This is a genomic window from Sphingomonas sp. BL-S-25, from assembly GCF_055521555.1.
In genome coordinates this window covers 1,077,244-1,091,735 of sequence record NZ_CM145486.1, presented here as the reverse complement: position 1 = coordinate 1,091,735, position 14,492 = coordinate 1,077,244, and the positions used below count along the sequence as shown (strand labels likewise).

General features: G+C 66.0%; 14 protein-coding genes. 11 read left to right on the top strand and 3 right to left on the bottom strand.

The window, feature by feature from the left end; translation table 11 throughout:
* Nucleotides 1–174: 174 nt before the first annotated feature.
* On the top strand, nt 175–738 hold the full coding sequence (locus tag ACZ1H8_RS05505) for a TMEM165/GDT1 family protein (protein ID WP_110151738.1): 564 nt from the start codon (nt 175–177) through the stop codon (nt 736–738).
* 67 nt (nt 739–805) lie between these two features.
* On the opposite strand, the gene ACZ1H8_RS05500 is transcribed toward ACZ1H8_RS05505, so the two are convergent.
* The gene (locus ACZ1H8_RS05500; protein WP_465180351.1) at nt 806–1,228 is read right to left on the bottom strand and encodes a hypothetical protein; all 423 of its coding nucleotides are present in this window, start codon (nt 1,226–1,228) and stop codon (nt 806–808) included.
* A 174-nt stretch (nt 1,229–1,402) separates the two neighbouring features.
* Nucleotides 1,403–1,825: a hypothetical protein gene (locus tag ACZ1H8_RS05495; protein ID WP_465180350.1), complete on the bottom strand. Its 423-nt coding sequence runs from the start codon at nt 1,823–1,825 to the stop codon at nt 1,403–1,405.
* 395 nt (nt 1,826–2,220) lie between these two features.
* Between ACZ1H8_RS05495 and ACZ1H8_RS05490 the strand changes: the two genes are divergently transcribed.
* Both ACZ1H8_RS05490 and recF read left to right on the top strand, forming a co-directional pair.
* Nucleotides 2,221–3,027 carry a Coq4 family protein gene (locus tag ACZ1H8_RS05490; RefSeq protein ID WP_465180349.1) on the top strand — a complete coding sequence of 269 codons (807 nt, stop codon included), beginning with the start codon at nt 2,221–2,223 and terminating at the stop codon, nt 3,025–3,027.
* A 439-nt stretch (nt 3,028–3,466) separates the two neighbouring features.
* Nucleotides 3,467–4,546 carry a DNA replication/repair protein RecF gene (recF, locus tag ACZ1H8_RS05485; protein ID WP_465180348.1) on the top strand — a complete coding sequence of 360 codons (1,080 nt, stop codon included), beginning with the start codon at nt 3,467–3,469 and terminating at the stop codon, nt 4,544–4,546.
* A 110-nt stretch (nt 4,547–4,656) separates the two neighbouring features.
* Here the strand turns inward: recF and ACZ1H8_RS05480 are convergent, their stop codons facing one another.
* Nucleotides 4,657–5,055, bottom strand: coding sequence for an EVE domain-containing protein (locus ACZ1H8_RS05480; protein WP_465180347.1), 399 nt, complete (start codon nt 5,053–5,055; stop codon nt 4,657–4,659).
* 145 nt (nt 5,056–5,200) lie between these two features.
* On the opposite strand from ACZ1H8_RS05480, the gene ACZ1H8_RS05475 reads away from it, so the two are divergent.
* The 8 genes from ACZ1H8_RS05475 (at nt 5,201) to ACZ1H8_RS05440 (ending at nt 14,446) form a co-directional block, all read left to right on the top strand.
* Nucleotides 5,201–5,575 carry a hypothetical protein gene (locus ACZ1H8_RS05475; protein ID WP_465180346.1) on the top strand — a complete coding sequence of 125 codons (375 nt, stop codon included), beginning with the start codon at nt 5,201–5,203 and terminating at the stop codon, nt 5,573–5,575.
* 105 nt (nt 5,576–5,680) lie between these two features.
* The gene (locus ACZ1H8_RS05470) at nt 5,681–7,357 is read left to right on the top strand and encodes an FAD-dependent oxidoreductase (RefSeq protein WP_465180345.1); all 1,677 of its coding nucleotides are present in this window, start codon (nt 5,681–5,683) and stop codon (nt 7,355–7,357) included.
* 25 nt (nt 7,358–7,382) lie between these two features.
* The gene (locus ACZ1H8_RS05465; RefSeq protein ID WP_465180344.1) at nt 7,383–7,697 is read left to right on the top strand and encodes a DUF3297 family protein; all 315 of its coding nucleotides are present in this window, start codon (nt 7,383–7,385) and stop codon (nt 7,695–7,697) included.
* A gap of 202 nt (nt 7,698–7,899) precedes the next feature.
* Nucleotides 7,900–8,319, top strand: a complete 420-nt coding sequence (locus ACZ1H8_RS05460) for a DcrB-related protein (RefSeq protein WP_465180343.1) — start codon at nt 7,900–7,902, stop codon at nt 8,317–8,319.
* Nucleotides 8,316–12,773 (top strand): RHS repeat-associated core domain-containing protein, encoded by a 4,458-nt coding sequence (locus ACZ1H8_RS05455; RefSeq protein ID WP_465180342.1) that lies wholly within the window; start codon nt 8,316–8,318, stop codon nt 12,771–12,773. The genes ACZ1H8_RS05460 and ACZ1H8_RS05455 overlap by 4 nt, the downstream gene beginning before the upstream one ends.
* Entirely contained in the window at nt 12,770–13,219 is a 450-nt protein-coding gene (locus ACZ1H8_RS05450; RefSeq protein WP_465180341.1) for a hypothetical protein, read from the top strand. The genes ACZ1H8_RS05455 and ACZ1H8_RS05450 overlap by 4 nt, the downstream gene beginning before the upstream one ends.
* Nucleotides 13,220–13,422: 203 nt before the next feature.
* Nucleotides 13,423–13,872 (top strand): hypothetical protein, encoded by a 450-nt coding sequence (locus ACZ1H8_RS05445; protein ID WP_465180340.1) that lies wholly within the window; start codon nt 13,423–13,425, stop codon nt 13,870–13,872.
* A gap of 22 nt (nt 13,873–13,894) precedes the next feature.
* The gene (locus tag ACZ1H8_RS05440) at nt 13,895–14,446 is read left to right on the top strand and encodes a DUF4303 domain-containing protein (RefSeq protein ID WP_465180339.1); all 552 of its coding nucleotides are present in this window, start codon (nt 13,895–13,897) and stop codon (nt 14,444–14,446) included.
* Nucleotides 14,447–14,492 lie beyond the last annotated feature (46 nt).

Sequence of the window (14,492 nt, the reverse complement as noted above, 5' to 3'; positions counted from 1 at the left end):
GGATTGCCTGCGTCAACATACTTGGTGGAGACACCATGGCGCAGCAGGGATGGGGAGGGCCGCACGGCCCGCCGCGTCCCAGGCGAGACCGATGGCGACGGCTTTCCGCTCATGGTCGGGCGGGAGGGTTGTCGCTGTCGTCTGTCCGCCGCCCGACCCCCGGAACACGTTCCCATGGAAGCCTTCTTCACGTCGCTTGGCCTCGTCGCGCTTGCCGAGATCGGCGACAAGACTCAGCTGCTCGCCATCCTGCTCGCGGTGAAGTTCCGCCGCCCCTGGCCGATCATCGCCGGCATCTTCGCCGCGACCCTGGCCAATCACTTCCTCGCCGCCCTGGTCGGCACATTGGCGTCGGGCTTCCTCGAAAGCCGCTGGTTCGCGGTCGCGATCGGCCTGTCGTTCATCGCCATGGGCGCCTGGACGCTGATCCCCGACAAACTCGATGACGAGGATGCGAAGCTGCCGCGCTACGGTGCCTTCCTCACCACGCTGATCGCCTTCTTCTTCGTCGAAATGGGCGACAAGACCCAGATCGCCACCGTCGCGCTGGGCGCGCGGTTCGACAATGTCGTCGCGGTGACGATGGGCACTACGCTCGGCATGATGCTCGCCAATGGGCCCGTGGTGTGGATGGGCGACAGGCTGCTGAAGAAGATCGACCTCACCCTGGTCCACCGCATCGCCGCCGCGCTGTTCGTCGCGATCGGCATCTGGACGCTGGTCGAGGCGCTGCGCTGAGCGGGGCGGGGAAGGCCGGAGCGGGCAGGGCGCGCGCCACCGGCGGCGCGCCCGCTCCGTCGGTCGGTTACTGGGTGAAGGCGCGGATGCCGTAGTCGCAGCTGCTGGTCTTGCACGCCTTCATCTCGATCCGGACCATATAGGTGCCGGGGCCTTCCAGCTGCACGATCGGCGTATCGTCGGTCTCGACGTCGCTGGCGATCTCGGCACCGCTGGTGTCGGTGACGACCATGTCCGCATTATCGCAATCGGCATCGCAGATTCCCATGATCGCGAACGGGCCCTCGCCGGTCAGCCGGACGCTCATCGTCTTCGATGCGCCCTTGGCCAGCGTCCCGCGCTGGGTCCATCCGGTCGGCTTGTACCCCTTGCTGGCAAAGATTTCGGTCGCCTTGTCGAGCAGCTTCGGGATGATATCGTCCTGCGCCATCACCGGCGTCGCCAGGCACAAGGTCGCGGCTGCAGCGAGCATCGAGGCATATCGGTTCATTCGGTCCCCCCCGTCACGCGGCGCTCGCGCGGAACTCGCGCCTGTGTCACCGCGGGACTGCTATAGCATCCCGCGGCGCCCCTTCAACGATACGACGCTTCGCCCCGGCCCGCTCGCGTGCCGATGGCGAAGCCAGTCATGACCGGCGCGGACCCGTCGCCGGCGCCGTCGCGGTCACTGCGTATAGGCGCGCATGCCAACGGCGCAGCTGTCGGTCTTGCACGCCTTCATGTCGATCCTGACCATATAGGTGCCGGGATTTTCCAGCAGTACGATCGGCGCGTCGTCGGTCTCGACGTCGCTGTCGATCGTCTTGCCGGAGGAATCGCTGATCACCAGGTCGACATTGTCGCAATCGGTGTCGCACATGCCGACCACTGCGAAGGGGCCGCTGCCGGTCAGCGTCAGCTTCGCCGTCTTCGTGCCGCCCTTGGCCAGCGATCCGCGCTCGGTCCACCCGGTCGGCTTGAAGTCCTTGCTGGCAAAGATCTCGTCGGTCTTGCCGAGCAGGAAGCCGATCGTGTCGTCCTGCGCCATCACCGGCGCCGCAAGGCAGAAGGTCGCGGCCGCAGCCAGCAACGAGGCGAATTTGGTCATGAAGGCTCCCCATCGGTGCGACGACCACGGATATCGCGTGCCGCACCCTGCAATACCCTCATCCCACCCCGCGAGTTCCCTGCACCGACGCGAAGCTTTGCCGCGATCAGATCCTCTTCCCGGAGGGAGAGGGGGACCAGCCGCAGGCTGGTGGAGAGGGGGTTTCCACAAATGACGACGTTCGGGCGGCTCGCCTCCGCTTCACGTCCGCGCCGGTGAGGGCGCGGTACAATCACGTGCAGCGACTCTGCTTCCCTCCTGCAAGCAGGAGGGGGACTGTCGCAACCGTCCGACGCCCCCAAAGCGTTGCAGCCGTAACGCCGGACAAGCCCCCGATTGCCTTACCCCGCAACCCATGATACTTACATCATTGTCAGTAGTGATTCGGTGATCCCATGGCCACGCAACTCGCCCCGACCCAGCTCCCGAAGACGGCCCCGCCGGCGGCGACCCCGCCTGCCGAGGTGCTCAACCCCGGCATTCCGCTCAAGCGCGAATGGGGCACTGCGCTCAACGCGCTGGGCAAGCTGCTCGCCAATGGCGACGATACCGCGCAGGTCTTCCGCATCATGCGCGCGCTGAACGGTGACGTGACCCAGCGTTCCTATCGCAAGCTGCTGACGATCCCCGGCGGCGGCGAACTCGCCTATCGCCGCGTCGAGCTTGCCCGCCGTCTGGGCGACCGTGCCTGGATCGACGGCTTTGCCGCGGGCACGGTCGGCGCCGCCTATCGCAACTTCCTCGACGCCACCGGCTATTCCGCCGACGGCCTGGCCGAGATCAGCATGGCCGAGGGCGCGTTCCAGGGCGATGTCGAGCACCCCTATGCCTGGATGGGCCGCCGCGAGCGCGACATCCACGACCTGTGGCACATCCTGACCGGCTACAAGGCCGACGAACATCTTGGCGAAGCCTGCCTCGTCGCCTTCTCATATGCCCAGACCGGCGGCCTGGGCTGGGGCTTCATCGCGATGGGCGCCGCCCTGAAGAGCATCCGCGTGACCCGCGAGACCGCGTTCCTCAAGGCCGTGATCGAAGGCTATCGCAACGGCAAACGCGCCGCCTGGCTCCACGCCGAGGATTACGAAACGCTGATGGCCGAGCCGCTGGACGCCGCCCGCAAGCGCCTGAACATCGCACCGGCGCCCAAATACAGGATCGCCCAGCAACGCCTTGAGGCCGCGGGGCTGAAAGGCATCTGACCGTCATTCTCCTCCCCAGGAGCCCGCGGCTCCGGGGCAGGGGGATGAACAGGTCGCCCTGTGCCCCGCACAGGGTTGAGATTGCCGGGGGCAATCTCACCTGTTCATCGCGCAGCGAATGGTGGAGGGGGTCCACAACAGCCGTGCCTTACCACTACTACCCCTCAAACCCAGCAGCCCCCTCCACCACGATGCTACGCATCGCGGTCCCCCTCCCCCGGAGCCGCAGGCTCCTGGGGAGGAGACGGCGATCTCACTCAACCCGCACCCCAACCTCAAACCCGAACGCACCCCCTCCGCGCCTCTGCGTCTCGGCGCGAACAACCCACTTCTTCTTCTTCTTCTTCTTCTTCTTCGCGCCTTCGTGTCTTTGTGTGAGAAAACCCCTCAACTCCCCCCGGTAGCCCTGCGCCCCCCGCCCGGCTAGGAACGGTCGCGCATGGCCCTGACCCGTCTCGTCCTCACCGATTTCCGCAACCATGCGGATGCCGTGCTCGAACCCGGCCCCGGCTTCGTCGTGCTTGCCGGCGAGAATGGCGCGGGGAAGACCAACATTCTCGAGGCGGTGTCGCTGCTCGCGCCCGGCCGCGGGCTGCGCCGGGCCGCGCTGTCGGAGATGGCGCGCCAGGGCGGGTCGGGCGGCTTCGGGGTCGCCGCGCGGCTCGACGCGGGGCAGGGCGGGGGCGAGATCGGGACGGGGACCGAGCCGCGCGCGCCCGAGCGGCGGCTGGTGCGCGTCAACGGCGCCGCGGCTGCCGCGACCGCGTTGGCCGAGTGGCTCACCATCCTGTGGCTCACCCCGGCGATGGACCGGCTGTTCGTCGAGGCGCCGGGCGATCGCCGCCGCTTTCTCGACCGGCTGACGCTGGCGCTGCACCCCGGCCATGCCGGCCATTCGACCCGCTATGACGCCGCGATGCGCCAGCGCAACCGGATCCTGGCCGAGGATCGCGCACCCGATCCCGCCTGGCTTGCAGCGCTCGAGGCACGCATGGCCGAGCATGGCGCCGCGATCGACGCCGCGCGGCGCGATACCGTCGAACAGCTGTCCGCCGCGATCCTGCGCCAGCCCGAGGGGGCGTTCGCGCGCGCCGGGCTGCTGCTCGACGGCTGGAGCGGCGCTGCACCCGATCTCGCCCGCGCGCTGGCCGAGGGGCGCCGCCGCGATGCCGCCGCGGGCCGCACGCTGGCCGGGCCGCACCGCGCCGACCTGCTCGTCACCCATCTTGCCAAGGGCCAGCCGGCGCATCTCTGCTCGACCGGCGAGCAGAAGGCGCTGCTGCTCGGTCTCGTGCTCGCCCATGCCGATCTGGTCGCCGATCGCACCGGTCGCGCGCCGGTGCTGCTGCTCGACGAGGTTGCGGCGCATCTCGACCCCGGCCGCCGCGCCGCGCTGTTCGACCGGCTCGCGGGCAAGGGGCAGGTGTGGATGACCGGGACCGAGGCAGCCCTGTTCGACACCGTCCCCGGCGCGGCGACCCGCTACCGCGTCGACCATGGCACCGTGCTGACCGGCTGATCGCGCCGCGATCCGGATCGCTCCGATCTGGCGGCAATTTTCCTACAGCGATCGGCTATGTCGTTGATTTCGTTCGGCGTCCTTATCCAGAAACGCCATGTCGTGTCGCATTATGCGCCCATTTCGAGCAGCACTTTCCACTCCTCGTCGCGCACCGGGGTCACTGACAGGCGCGACTGGCGGACCATCTCCAGGTCCTTCAGCCGCGGCTCTGCCTTGATGTCGGCCAGCGGCACCGGCCTGTTCAGCTTGCGCACCGGCTTCACCGCGACGCTGGCCCATTTGCCGTCCTCGCCGTCCGGCTGCCAGGCGCGGATGATCTCCATGATCCCGACCGCCGCCTTCTCGATGTTCGAATGGTAGAAGATCGCCTGGTCGCCCGGCGCCATTTCCTTGAGGAAGTTGCGCGCGGTATAGTTGCGCACCCCGTTCCACTCGGTCGACCCCTCCTGGATCAGGTCGTCCCAGCCATAGACATCGGGTTCGGAGCGCAGCAGCCAGTATCGCATGCCCGCCCGGTTAGCGTCCTAAACCGCGCATGAACACCCGATTCCGATCCGGTTCAGCCGCGTGCGCCTAGGCCGAGTGAACCTGGCCCCGCTGCGGCGTTGTCCGAATGTACGAGCGGGGCAGTCGAACTCGAGGAGGTTTGTCATGTTGAAGCTTGGCACCCGGGCAGCGCTCGCCGCCGTCCTCGGCGTCACCGCGCTCACCGCCGCGGCGGCCCCGGCGGATGCGCAGCGCTACCGCTATTATTACCGCGACCGCGACCGCGGCGGCGAAGCACTGGTCGCCGGTATCGCCGGGATCGCGATCGGCGCGGCGCTCGCCAGCGACCGCAACCGGTACGATTATTACGACCGCCGGTACGACTATGATCGCCGCTATTATCGCGACCGCGGCTATTATCCGCGCAACGGCTATTGGTACCGCGACAATTATCCCCGCTACCGCGGCTATTATGACTGCCGGGTCCGCCGCGTATGGGACCCCTATATCGGCCACCACGTGCTGGTCCGCTATTGCTGAGTCGAGCCTGAGGGCGCGGGACTTCGGGTCTCGCGCCCTTATCCTTTGGCCCCTTATCCTTTGGTACGACTCGCGCCCGTCCCATGCCGCCGATAGGGTGCGCGCATGACCGACACCCGCTCCCCCGCAGCCGCGCCGGCCCTCGACCCGTCCGACCCCTATCTGCGCGTCGCCCAGACCTTTCCGGTGCTCTCCGACGAAATGTCGGCCCGCGTCGCGGCCTTCGGCACTGCGGAGGAGCTGCCCGACGGCGCGATGCTGTTCGAGCGCGGCCAGCGCAGCGTCGATTTCTTCCTCTGCCTGGCCGGCGGCATCGAGATTCTCGACGAGGATGATGGCGGCCAGGCGCATGTCGTCCACACCCATGAGCCCGGCCAGTTCACCGGCGAGCTCGACCTGTTCAACGACCGCAAGATCCTGGTCACCGGCCGCGCGCTGCCCGGCAGCCGCGTCGCGCGGATCCGGCGTGAGGATTTCCGCCGGATGATCGCCGCCGAGCCCGATATCGGCGAGATCATCATGCGCGCCTTCATCCTGCGGCGGGTCGGGCTGATGCTCCACGGCCAGGGCGGCGTGACCCTTGTCGGACCGGGCCATTCAGCGAACAGCGTGCGGATTGAGACCTTCCTCACCCGCAACGGCTATCCCCACCGCCGCATCGATACCGAGAGCGATGTCGACGCGCGCGGCTTTCTCGACTGTTTCGAGCTGACCGAGGCCGATCTGCCGGTGGTGGTCGCGCAGGGCCAGCCGCTGCGCAACCCGAGCAACGCCGAGCTTGCCGACGCACTGGGCCTCAGCGTCGCGATCGACGAGGCGCAGCTGCACGACCTGATCGTGGTCGGCGCCGGCCCCGCGGGGCTGGCCGCCGCGGTCTATGGCGCTTCCGAAGGCCTCGACACGGTGGTGGTCGAGGCGATCGCGCCGGGCGGCCAGGCCGGGACCAGCTCGAAGATCGAGAATTATCTCGGCTTCCCCACCGGCATTTCGGGACAGGCGCTGGCCGGCCGGGCGCAGGTCCAGGCGCAGAAGTTCGGCGCGCAGCTGCTGGTGTCGCGCGGCGCCGCGACGCTCGACTGCCAGTCCGACGCCTTCCGCGTCCAGCTGGACGACGGCCGCTCGATCCGCGCCCGATCGGTCGTGGTCGCGACCGGCGCGCGCTATCGCAAGCTCGACCTGCCCGACTATTGCCGGCTGGAGGGCAACGGAATCTATTATGCCGCAACCGCGATGGAGGCAGGGCTGTGCGCCGGGACCGACGTCGTCGTGGTCGGCGGCGGCAATTCGGCGGGACAGGCGGCGATGTTCCTGTCGCGCCATGTCCGTCACGTCCATATCCTGGTCCGCGGCGAGGGGCTGGCGGCGACCATGTCGCGCTACCTGATCGAGCGGATCGAGGCGTCGGACCGGATCACGCTCCATCCCTATTGCCAGGTGACCGAGGTGTCGGGCGGCAAGCATCTCGAGCGGTTGCGCTGGCGCGAACGCTCGGGGCGCGAGGTCGAGCTGGCAGTCGGCGGCCTGTTCGTGATGATCGGCGCCGAACCCAATACCGACTGGCTGGGCGAATGCGTCGAGCTCGACGCGCAGGGATTCGTCGTCACCGGCGACGGTGCCTCGCCCTTCTGCTCGTCGCGGCCGGGCATCTTCGCGGTCGGCGATGTGCGGTCGGGATCGATCAAGCGCGTCGCGTCGGGGGTGGGCGAGGGGTCGGTCGTCGTGTCGACGATTCACCGCTATCTGGAGATGCGCCAGCGCGAAGCGGAGGGCTTGCCCGCCTGACCCGCTTTGCGGCAAAGGGACGCGCATGAGCGACACCCCTCCCGACCGCCTGTCGGTCAACCCGAAGAGCCCCTATTTCGACGAGCCGACGCTGATGCGCGGCATCGGCATCCGCTTCAAGGGCGTGCAGCGCCGCGACGTCGAGGAATATTCGATCAGCGAAGGCTGGATCAAGGTTCAGGTCGGCAAGAAGATGGACCGCAAGGGCAACCCGCTGACCATCACGCTGAACGGCCCGGTCGAGGCCTGGTTCGAATCGCCCGCGGCCGACGCCGGCGAAGACGAAGCCGACACCGCCCCCGAGGGCAGCGAAGACACCGCAAAGCCCGACGCGGAGTAATCCGCGCCGCCGGCCGCCCGGCATGGATCGCCACCGGGGGCCGGCGCGTTACGCGCAGGTAATGCGCAAGAACCCACTGTCATGAAGTTGACATTCGCGGCGGACAGCCTGTTGCGAACGATGAACTTCATCAGAAACCGGTGGGCATTACCGGGCTTGAACGGTAATCAAGCGGCAGTCGGAACAGTGGAGATGCAGGATCGTGTATCGAATCGCTGAAGGCACGCTTTCGTTGAACTCGGCCTGGCACGATCAGAGCATCAACGTGCTGCTACCGCAGGAGTCGCAGGTCCAGGGATCGAACCTGGTCATTTCGCGCGACCGCCTGCCGCTCGGCATGACCTTTCAGGACTATGTCGTCCAGCAGCGCCAGAATTTCGGCGCACAGCTTGCCGATTTCGAGATGATCTCCGACACCGCCGGTTCGATCGGCGGGCGCGAGGCGCAGCTGATGGAGATGAGCTGGCGCACCGACGGCAAGCCGGTGCATCAGATCATGGCGATGGTGCTGCACGAGCAGAACCGCGTGCTGACCTTCACCGGCTCGATCCCCGGCGGCCCCGATGAAGAGACCCGCAAGGCACTGATCTCCGCGATCATGTCCTTCACCTTCGCCGAGTGACCCAGCCCGAGCCCAGCGCCGAGGAAAAGCTTCGCGATCTGCGAGAGCGGACCGCGGCGAACAGCAATGCGGGCACCGTGTCCGCCATTGCGACGGGCGGGCATGTTGCGTCGGCCGGCATCGTCGCCGGGGGTGCCTATACCGCAGCCTCGACCGGCGGACTGACCGCGCTCAAATGCTTTGCCGGCCGGATCGCGGCACCGCTGGCAGGCGCGATGGCCGGCGCCTGGGTGGCGGAGAAGGTCCATGCCGACGAAGGCGCCTTCTGGGTCGCGCAGCAATTCGGGGCGAAGCGGCTGGCCGGGCCGGGCAAGAATGCCGCACGGCTGAAGCACCAGATCGCGCACAGCAATGCGTTTGCCGGGCTGCTTGCCGGTATCGTGGCGGGCATCGTCGTCGGTGCGATCGTCGCGGTCAGTGCGGCGGCGATCATCGGCACCGCAGGCATGGCCGCCCCGCTGGTCGGCGCGGCGGTTGCGTTCGGCGCGGGTGCGGTCGGCGGCTTCGTCACCAGCGCGATCGCTGGGGCTGGTGCCAAGACCGCGACGCTGTCGGGCCCGATCAGCAGCGGATCGCCCAACGTCCTGTTCGAGGGACAGCCGGCCGCGCGCGTCACCGATACCGCCGCCTGCACCAAGCATCCCGGCTCGCCGCCCTCGCAGATCATCGAGGGCAGCGAGACCATCCTGATCAACGGCCTGCCGATGGCGCGGATCGGGCACAAGCTGTCCTGCGACGCGGTCATCCAGGAAGGGTGCGAGACCGTCCTGGGGGATGAGACGACGGGGCTTTACGGCACGCCGGATGCCGAATTCTCGGTTGCCGAGCAGCTGTTGCTGTCTGCGGCAGAGGTGATCGGCATGCGATCGGCCGTCCGTCAGGGCGGCGTTGTCGAGGGGCGGCTTCGCAACCTGGTCGGCGAACCGGTGGATATCGTTACCGGGGATTTTGCGGATTACCGCACCGATTTCGACTATCCCGGCCTGATCCGGCTCCGGCTGGCGCGCGCCTATCCCGGAAAGATGCAGGTCGAGGGGCTGTTGGGACCACGCTGGATCTGCAGCTGGTCGCAGCGGCTGACTCTGGATGCGGAAGCAGGCACCGTCCTGCTTGAGGATGCCGAGGGCCAGCGGCTGCTGTTTGCGATCGGGGACGCGCCTCGGATCGATGCCCGACACCTCAAGGCGCCCTATTATCACCTGACCGGCACGCGCGACCGGATGCGCCTGTTCGACAGCCGGACCCAGCAATTTGTCCTGTTCGCGCCCGTCGCTGAGCCGACCCGGCTGGAAATGGCGGGATATGAGGACCGCAACGGCAACCGGATCGAGTTCCAGCGCGACGGCCGCGGCCGGTTGATCGCTATCCGCCACTCCGATGGAACGGTCTTCCGCGTCGAGACGAACGCGCAGGGCCTGTTGACCACGTTGCGGATGGACGGCGAGGCCGAACCGCTCGTGCGCTACGCCTATGACGCGAACGGCCACCTGATCGACGTGATCGGCGCGTTCACCGGCGAATTCCATTATCGCTACACGCGCGAGGGCTGGCTGAGTGGTTGGCGCGACAGCGGGCTGACGCAGGTCTCGATTGCCTATGATCCAGCCGGCCGCGTCGTCGGGACAGAAACCGGCGACGGGATGTTCAACGACCGTTTCCTCTATTATCCCGAGGAGCGGCGATCGCGCTACATCGACGCGACCGGTGCGGTGTATAGCTTCACCTACAACCAGGACGGGATGGTCACCGAGAAGGTGGATCCGCTTGGCGCTGTCACGATCAGCGAATGGGACTCCCTGGAGCGGCTACAGCGCCGAATCGATCCGGCCGGGCGCGAGACGCGCTATGCCTATGATGGCGATGGGCGGCTGATCGGCGAGATCGACTGGGCCGGGCGGCGCGCGAGCTGGTCCTATGATCGCTGGGGCGCGCTGGTCGCGTCCAGCGCGGTGGAGGGGACGGCAACATGGACCCGCGACGATCGTGGGAACATCGTCGCCTGGACTTCGTCGCGCGGCAATTCCGGCACGGCAGATTATGACGATCGTGGCGCCCTGGTCCGCGAGACGATCGTCGGCGGGGGCGAAACGCGCTGGGAGGTCGACCTCGCTGGGCGACCGGTGACGCAACATGAACCACGCGGCCGGATCACCTGGCTTCAGTGGGACCGGATGGGGCGGATCGTGTCTCTGAGGGATTCCGTCGGTCGGTCGGGCGATTGGGCGTACGAGCGCGGTGCGGCGAACCCGCGGGGTGCGTTGAGCCACTCGCGTACCCCGCTCGGCGAGCTTCGCTTCGCCTATGACAGTGAAGGTTTGCTGACCGAACGGATTCGCGGCGATGGGCAGACGACCCGCTTCCTCCACGGTGCATTCGATACGCTTCGTCAGGTAGTCGACCCGCTCGGAGCGAGCACCCAGTTCGGCTACGATCTGGCGGGGCGTCTCGACACGGTGACCAACGCGGCCGGTCAGCAATGGACATTTCGTCACGATCCGGCCGGTCGCCTGCTCGCGCAACTGGACTGGGCGGGACGCGAGACGCGCTACGACCGAGATGTTTTGGGTCGCGTCGCGGTCAAGCGCATGCCCGACGGGGCTGAGCAGCGGTTCGAATGGGATGCGCGCGATCGTATCGTTCGCGTCATCGCCGGTGATGATGCGATCACCTATCGCTATGACGAGCAAGACCGGCTCACTGGCGCGACAAGCTGGCTATTGGCGGCAGGCGTGCCGACGCAGATCGCCGATGTCGAGCTGAGCTATGACGACAAGGGTCGCATCGTCAGCGAAACGCAGAATGGCATGGCGGTTTCCTATCGCTATGACGCGGCTGGCCGCTGCATCGGGCGCTCCAGCCCAAGTGGAGAGACTGCGCTGGCTTTCGACGAGGCCGGCTTGCTGACCCGGTACGAGAGCAACGGACATAGCTTGCGTTTCACGCATGATGCGGCCGGGTTCGAGACCCTGCGCGAGCTCGCCGCGATCGGTACGCCGACTGCCTTCCAGTTGCGGCAGAGCTATGATCCTGCCGGCCGGATCACGGAGCAGCGTGCCGGCGCAGTCGAGGCGTTCGCGGCAGAGCGGCCGCTGCCTGACGCCCTGACGCGACATTATCACTGGGATCAGGTCGGGCGCCTGAGCAAAATGGTCGAAGGCGGCGCCATCGGGACCCGCGGTGAAACGCTGTATCAGTATGACCAGCGCGATCAGGCGGTGTCCGTCGAACGTCCCGGTGCGCGCGAGACCTATCGTTACGATGCCCTGATGAACCTGGCCGAGGGGCTGGCGGGCGACCATCGTTATTGGAATGACTGCGTCGTCGAGGCGGGGCCAAATCGTTTCCGCTACGATTCACGCGGGCGCATGATCGAACGGGTTCTCAATCAGGATGGCTTCCGCCCGCGGAGATGGCGCTATCGCTGGAACGGGTTCGATCGACTGGCGGACGTCGAGACACCCGATGGCGCGCATTGGCACTACACCTATGATGCTTTCGGACGGCGCGTGGCGAAAGCGATGGTCAACGGCGGATCAGGGCGCCGCGTCGATTATGTCTGGCAATTGGGTATCCTCGCCGAGTCGTGGCATCGTGATGGGGATGGTGGCGCCGGTGCCGGCGCCGAGCCCGTCGTCCGCGGCCGGGTCGAGCGCTGGCACTATGAGGCGGACGGCGTCCGGCCGCTTGCCAAAGAGGTGATTCCGGTCGGCGCTGACGGGGCACCCGACGTTGCCGCGGCGGACCTGCTGCCTATTCTGGCAGATCAGGTCGGCAGTCCTCAGGCATTGTTCAGTGCGGAGGGCGATTGTCGCTGGCGTGCAGAACAGCAGCTTTGGGGCCGTACGAAGACTGCTCGAGCCTTGCTGAGCGAGCGCGGATCGGACGCGAGAGGCGAAGTTGATGCGGATCGGTGTGCGCTGCGGTTTCCCGGACAATGGGAAGATGATGAAACTGGGCTTCATTACAATCTCAACCGCTACTACGATCCCGAGACGGGGCAGTATCTGTCGCCCGACCCGATCGGACTGGACGGCGGGCTCAGAACCCATGGCTATGTCGAAGATCCGTTGCGTTGGATCGACGCGAGCGGTCTTGCTCCCTGCGGAACGGTGGAACCCGTCAAGCCGGGGCAACGCGGCACTTATGGGGAGTTGAAGGCGCAGAAGCGGGCAGCCGGTGAAACCGAGCCGATGGATATGGACCATCAGCCGTCCTTTGCCGCCCAAGTAGCTGCGCGCGAAGCCGAGCTCGGAAGAAAGCTGACCGGCCCAGAACGGGCGACACTGAAGGCCAACACGCCCGCGGTGGCGTCACCTCGAAAGATTCACCAGCAGACGAGTCCGACCTATGGTGGACGAAACACCCCCACGCGCATCGCCGAGGATGCGGCCGATCTGAAGGGCGCGGCAGCGCGCGATAAACAAATATTTGACGAGGCTTTGAAGAACAGATGACACTCTCCACCGTCGAACTGTCGAAATATCTTGATGCACCCGCATCGGAGATGCTGTCCCAGCCCCCTTTCAATCAGTTCGCATTCGAAAAATCGGTGGAGGATGATCTCCCCGAAATCGTGATCGACTACATGTCCGACGATGGCGGTATCGACGTTGCCGCCGACGGGCGCGACCTCGTGGCGACAATATTCATCTTCAACGAGGACAATAAGAAGTTCGCGCCAGGCTTAATCGATATGCCATTCGCATCGAATCGCGACGATGTTATCGGGGCTTTTGGCGAGCCGTCTAAAAGCGGCAAGGAAATCGACAACCCGATTTTCGGCGTGTCTGGTGCCTGGGACCGTTTCGATAAGGGCAACTACGTCCTGCACGTCGAGTACAAGGTCGGCGGGGGCGGGATCTCGAAGGTGACGTTGATGCGTCCAGACATGGTGCCGTGACGTTCGAGGCAATGTGAAAGCCGGCGATGGTTGAGGGCGTGGCGCAATGAAGTCCGAATGGCACGAGCTCGCCACAGGGCTCGCGGTGAACGACCTGCCGGCATCGCTGATGGCGAGCGGCCTGCGATCTGTCTCAAGATGGATGCTGGCGAGATGGGCGTCAGCCCGTTCGCCAGTGCCGGGGGCGGCGGCGTTCTAAATCGATGATAATATCGACCGTAGATCTGTCGGCGTACCTGGGTGGCCCAGCATCCAAAATCCTGTCCAATCCACCGTTCAGCACCTTCGACTTCATTAGATCCGTTGAGGAGGATCTTCCTGAGATTATTATCGATTACGTGTCTGATGATGGCGGAATAGATATCGCTGCCGATGAGGATGACGTCGTCTCGAGGATTTTTGTTTACAACGAGACCAGTAAAACATTCGACCCTGGACTGAGTGACTTGCCGTTCGGATTAACCCGCGATCAGGTCATGGAACTATTCGGTGAACCTTCCAAAAGCGGGGAGGGACTTGATCATCCGGTTCTGGGCGTCAGCGGTCCGTGGGATCGGTTCAGCAAGGACGGCTATGTCATCCATATCAGGTACAAGGTTGGTGAAAGGGGTATCGACAGGGTCACATTGATGCGGCCAGACGTGGTTCCCTGATGCTTCGAGTGGGACGATCACTATGAGTCACTCTGACCCTGAGGCGATCAGTGCCGCGACACGGCTTGCGGTAGACCAACTGCTGGCGTCACTGGATGGCGAGCGGCTGTATGCGATCTGTCTGCAGACCGACGATGGCGCGATGAGCATCGGCCTGTGCGCCAATACCGAGGAAGCCTATCTCGAAAAACGGGCCGAGGCGGAGGCGGCGCGTGAGCTGACGGCCAGCTACGATGCGTATCTGCGTTGGGATTCAGCCGAGTGGCGCCAAGAGATGATCGATACCGAATGTTTCGATCAGATCGAGAAGGATTTGTGGGACGCGCTCGACGATCCCCCGGGCGGCTTCGAGGTCCATTTCAACGGACTGATCGAGGCGATGACGCAGGCTCTGATCGACGCGAAGGATACGTTCGGCGAGCGGCTCGCGGATGTGACCGCCTTCGTCACGGTGACCGACAGCGACGACACCGACGAGATCGAGAACGCATCTGCGGTGCGGATCAATTCACCCGAGCTCGCGGCGGCATTTCTCGCGCGCTATGACGGGGTCGACGGCGCACCCGACGCCTGATGCGCGAAATGCCCGTTGCAACCGAGACAGTGGGGCATCGTTGATT

Bases quoted from the DNA above. Each gene is read 5' to 3' on its own strand.
- ACZ1H8_RS05505 (WP_110151738.1), top strand. From the start codon at position 175: ATGGAAGCCTTCTTCACGTCGCTTGGCCTCGTCGCGCTTGCCGAGATC.
- ACZ1H8_RS05500 (WP_465180351.1), bottom strand. From the start codon at position 1,228: ATGAACCGATATGCCTCGATGCTCGCTGCAGCCGCGACCTTGTGCCTG.
- ACZ1H8_RS05495 (WP_465180350.1), bottom strand. From the start codon at position 1,825: ATGACCAAATTCGCCTCGTTGCTGGCTGCGGCCGCGACCTTCTGCCTT.
- ACZ1H8_RS05490 (WP_465180349.1), top strand. From the start codon at position 2,221: ATGGCCACGCAACTCGCCCCGACCCAGCTCCCGAAGACGGCCCCGCCG.
- recF (WP_465180348.1), top strand. From the start codon at position 3,467: ATGGCCCTGACCCGTCTCGTCCTCACCGATTTCCGCAACCATGCGGAT.
- ACZ1H8_RS05480 (WP_465180347.1), bottom strand. From the start codon at position 5,055: ATGCGATACTGGCTGCTGCGCTCCGAACCCGATGTCTATGGCTGGGAC.
- ACZ1H8_RS05475 (WP_465180346.1), top strand. From the start codon at position 5,201: ATGTTGAAGCTTGGCACCCGGGCAGCGCTCGCCGCCGTCCTCGGCGTC.
- ACZ1H8_RS05470 (WP_465180345.1), top strand. From the start codon at position 5,681: ATGACCGACACCCGCTCCCCCGCAGCCGCGCCGGCCCTCGACCCGTCC.
- ACZ1H8_RS05465 (WP_465180344.1), top strand. From the start codon at position 7,383: ATGAGCGACACCCCTCCCGACCGCCTGTCGGTCAACCCGAAGAGCCCC.
- ACZ1H8_RS05450 (WP_465180341.1), top strand. From the start codon at position 12,770: ATGACACTCTCCACCGTCGAACTGTCGAAATATCTTGATGCACCCGCA.
- ACZ1H8_RS05445 (WP_465180340.1), top strand. From the start codon at position 13,423: ATGATAATATCGACCGTAGATCTGTCGGCGTACCTGGGTGGCCCAGCA.
- ACZ1H8_RS05440 (WP_465180339.1), top strand. From the start codon at position 13,895: ATGAGTCACTCTGACCCTGAGGCGATCAGTGCCGCGACACGGCTTGCG.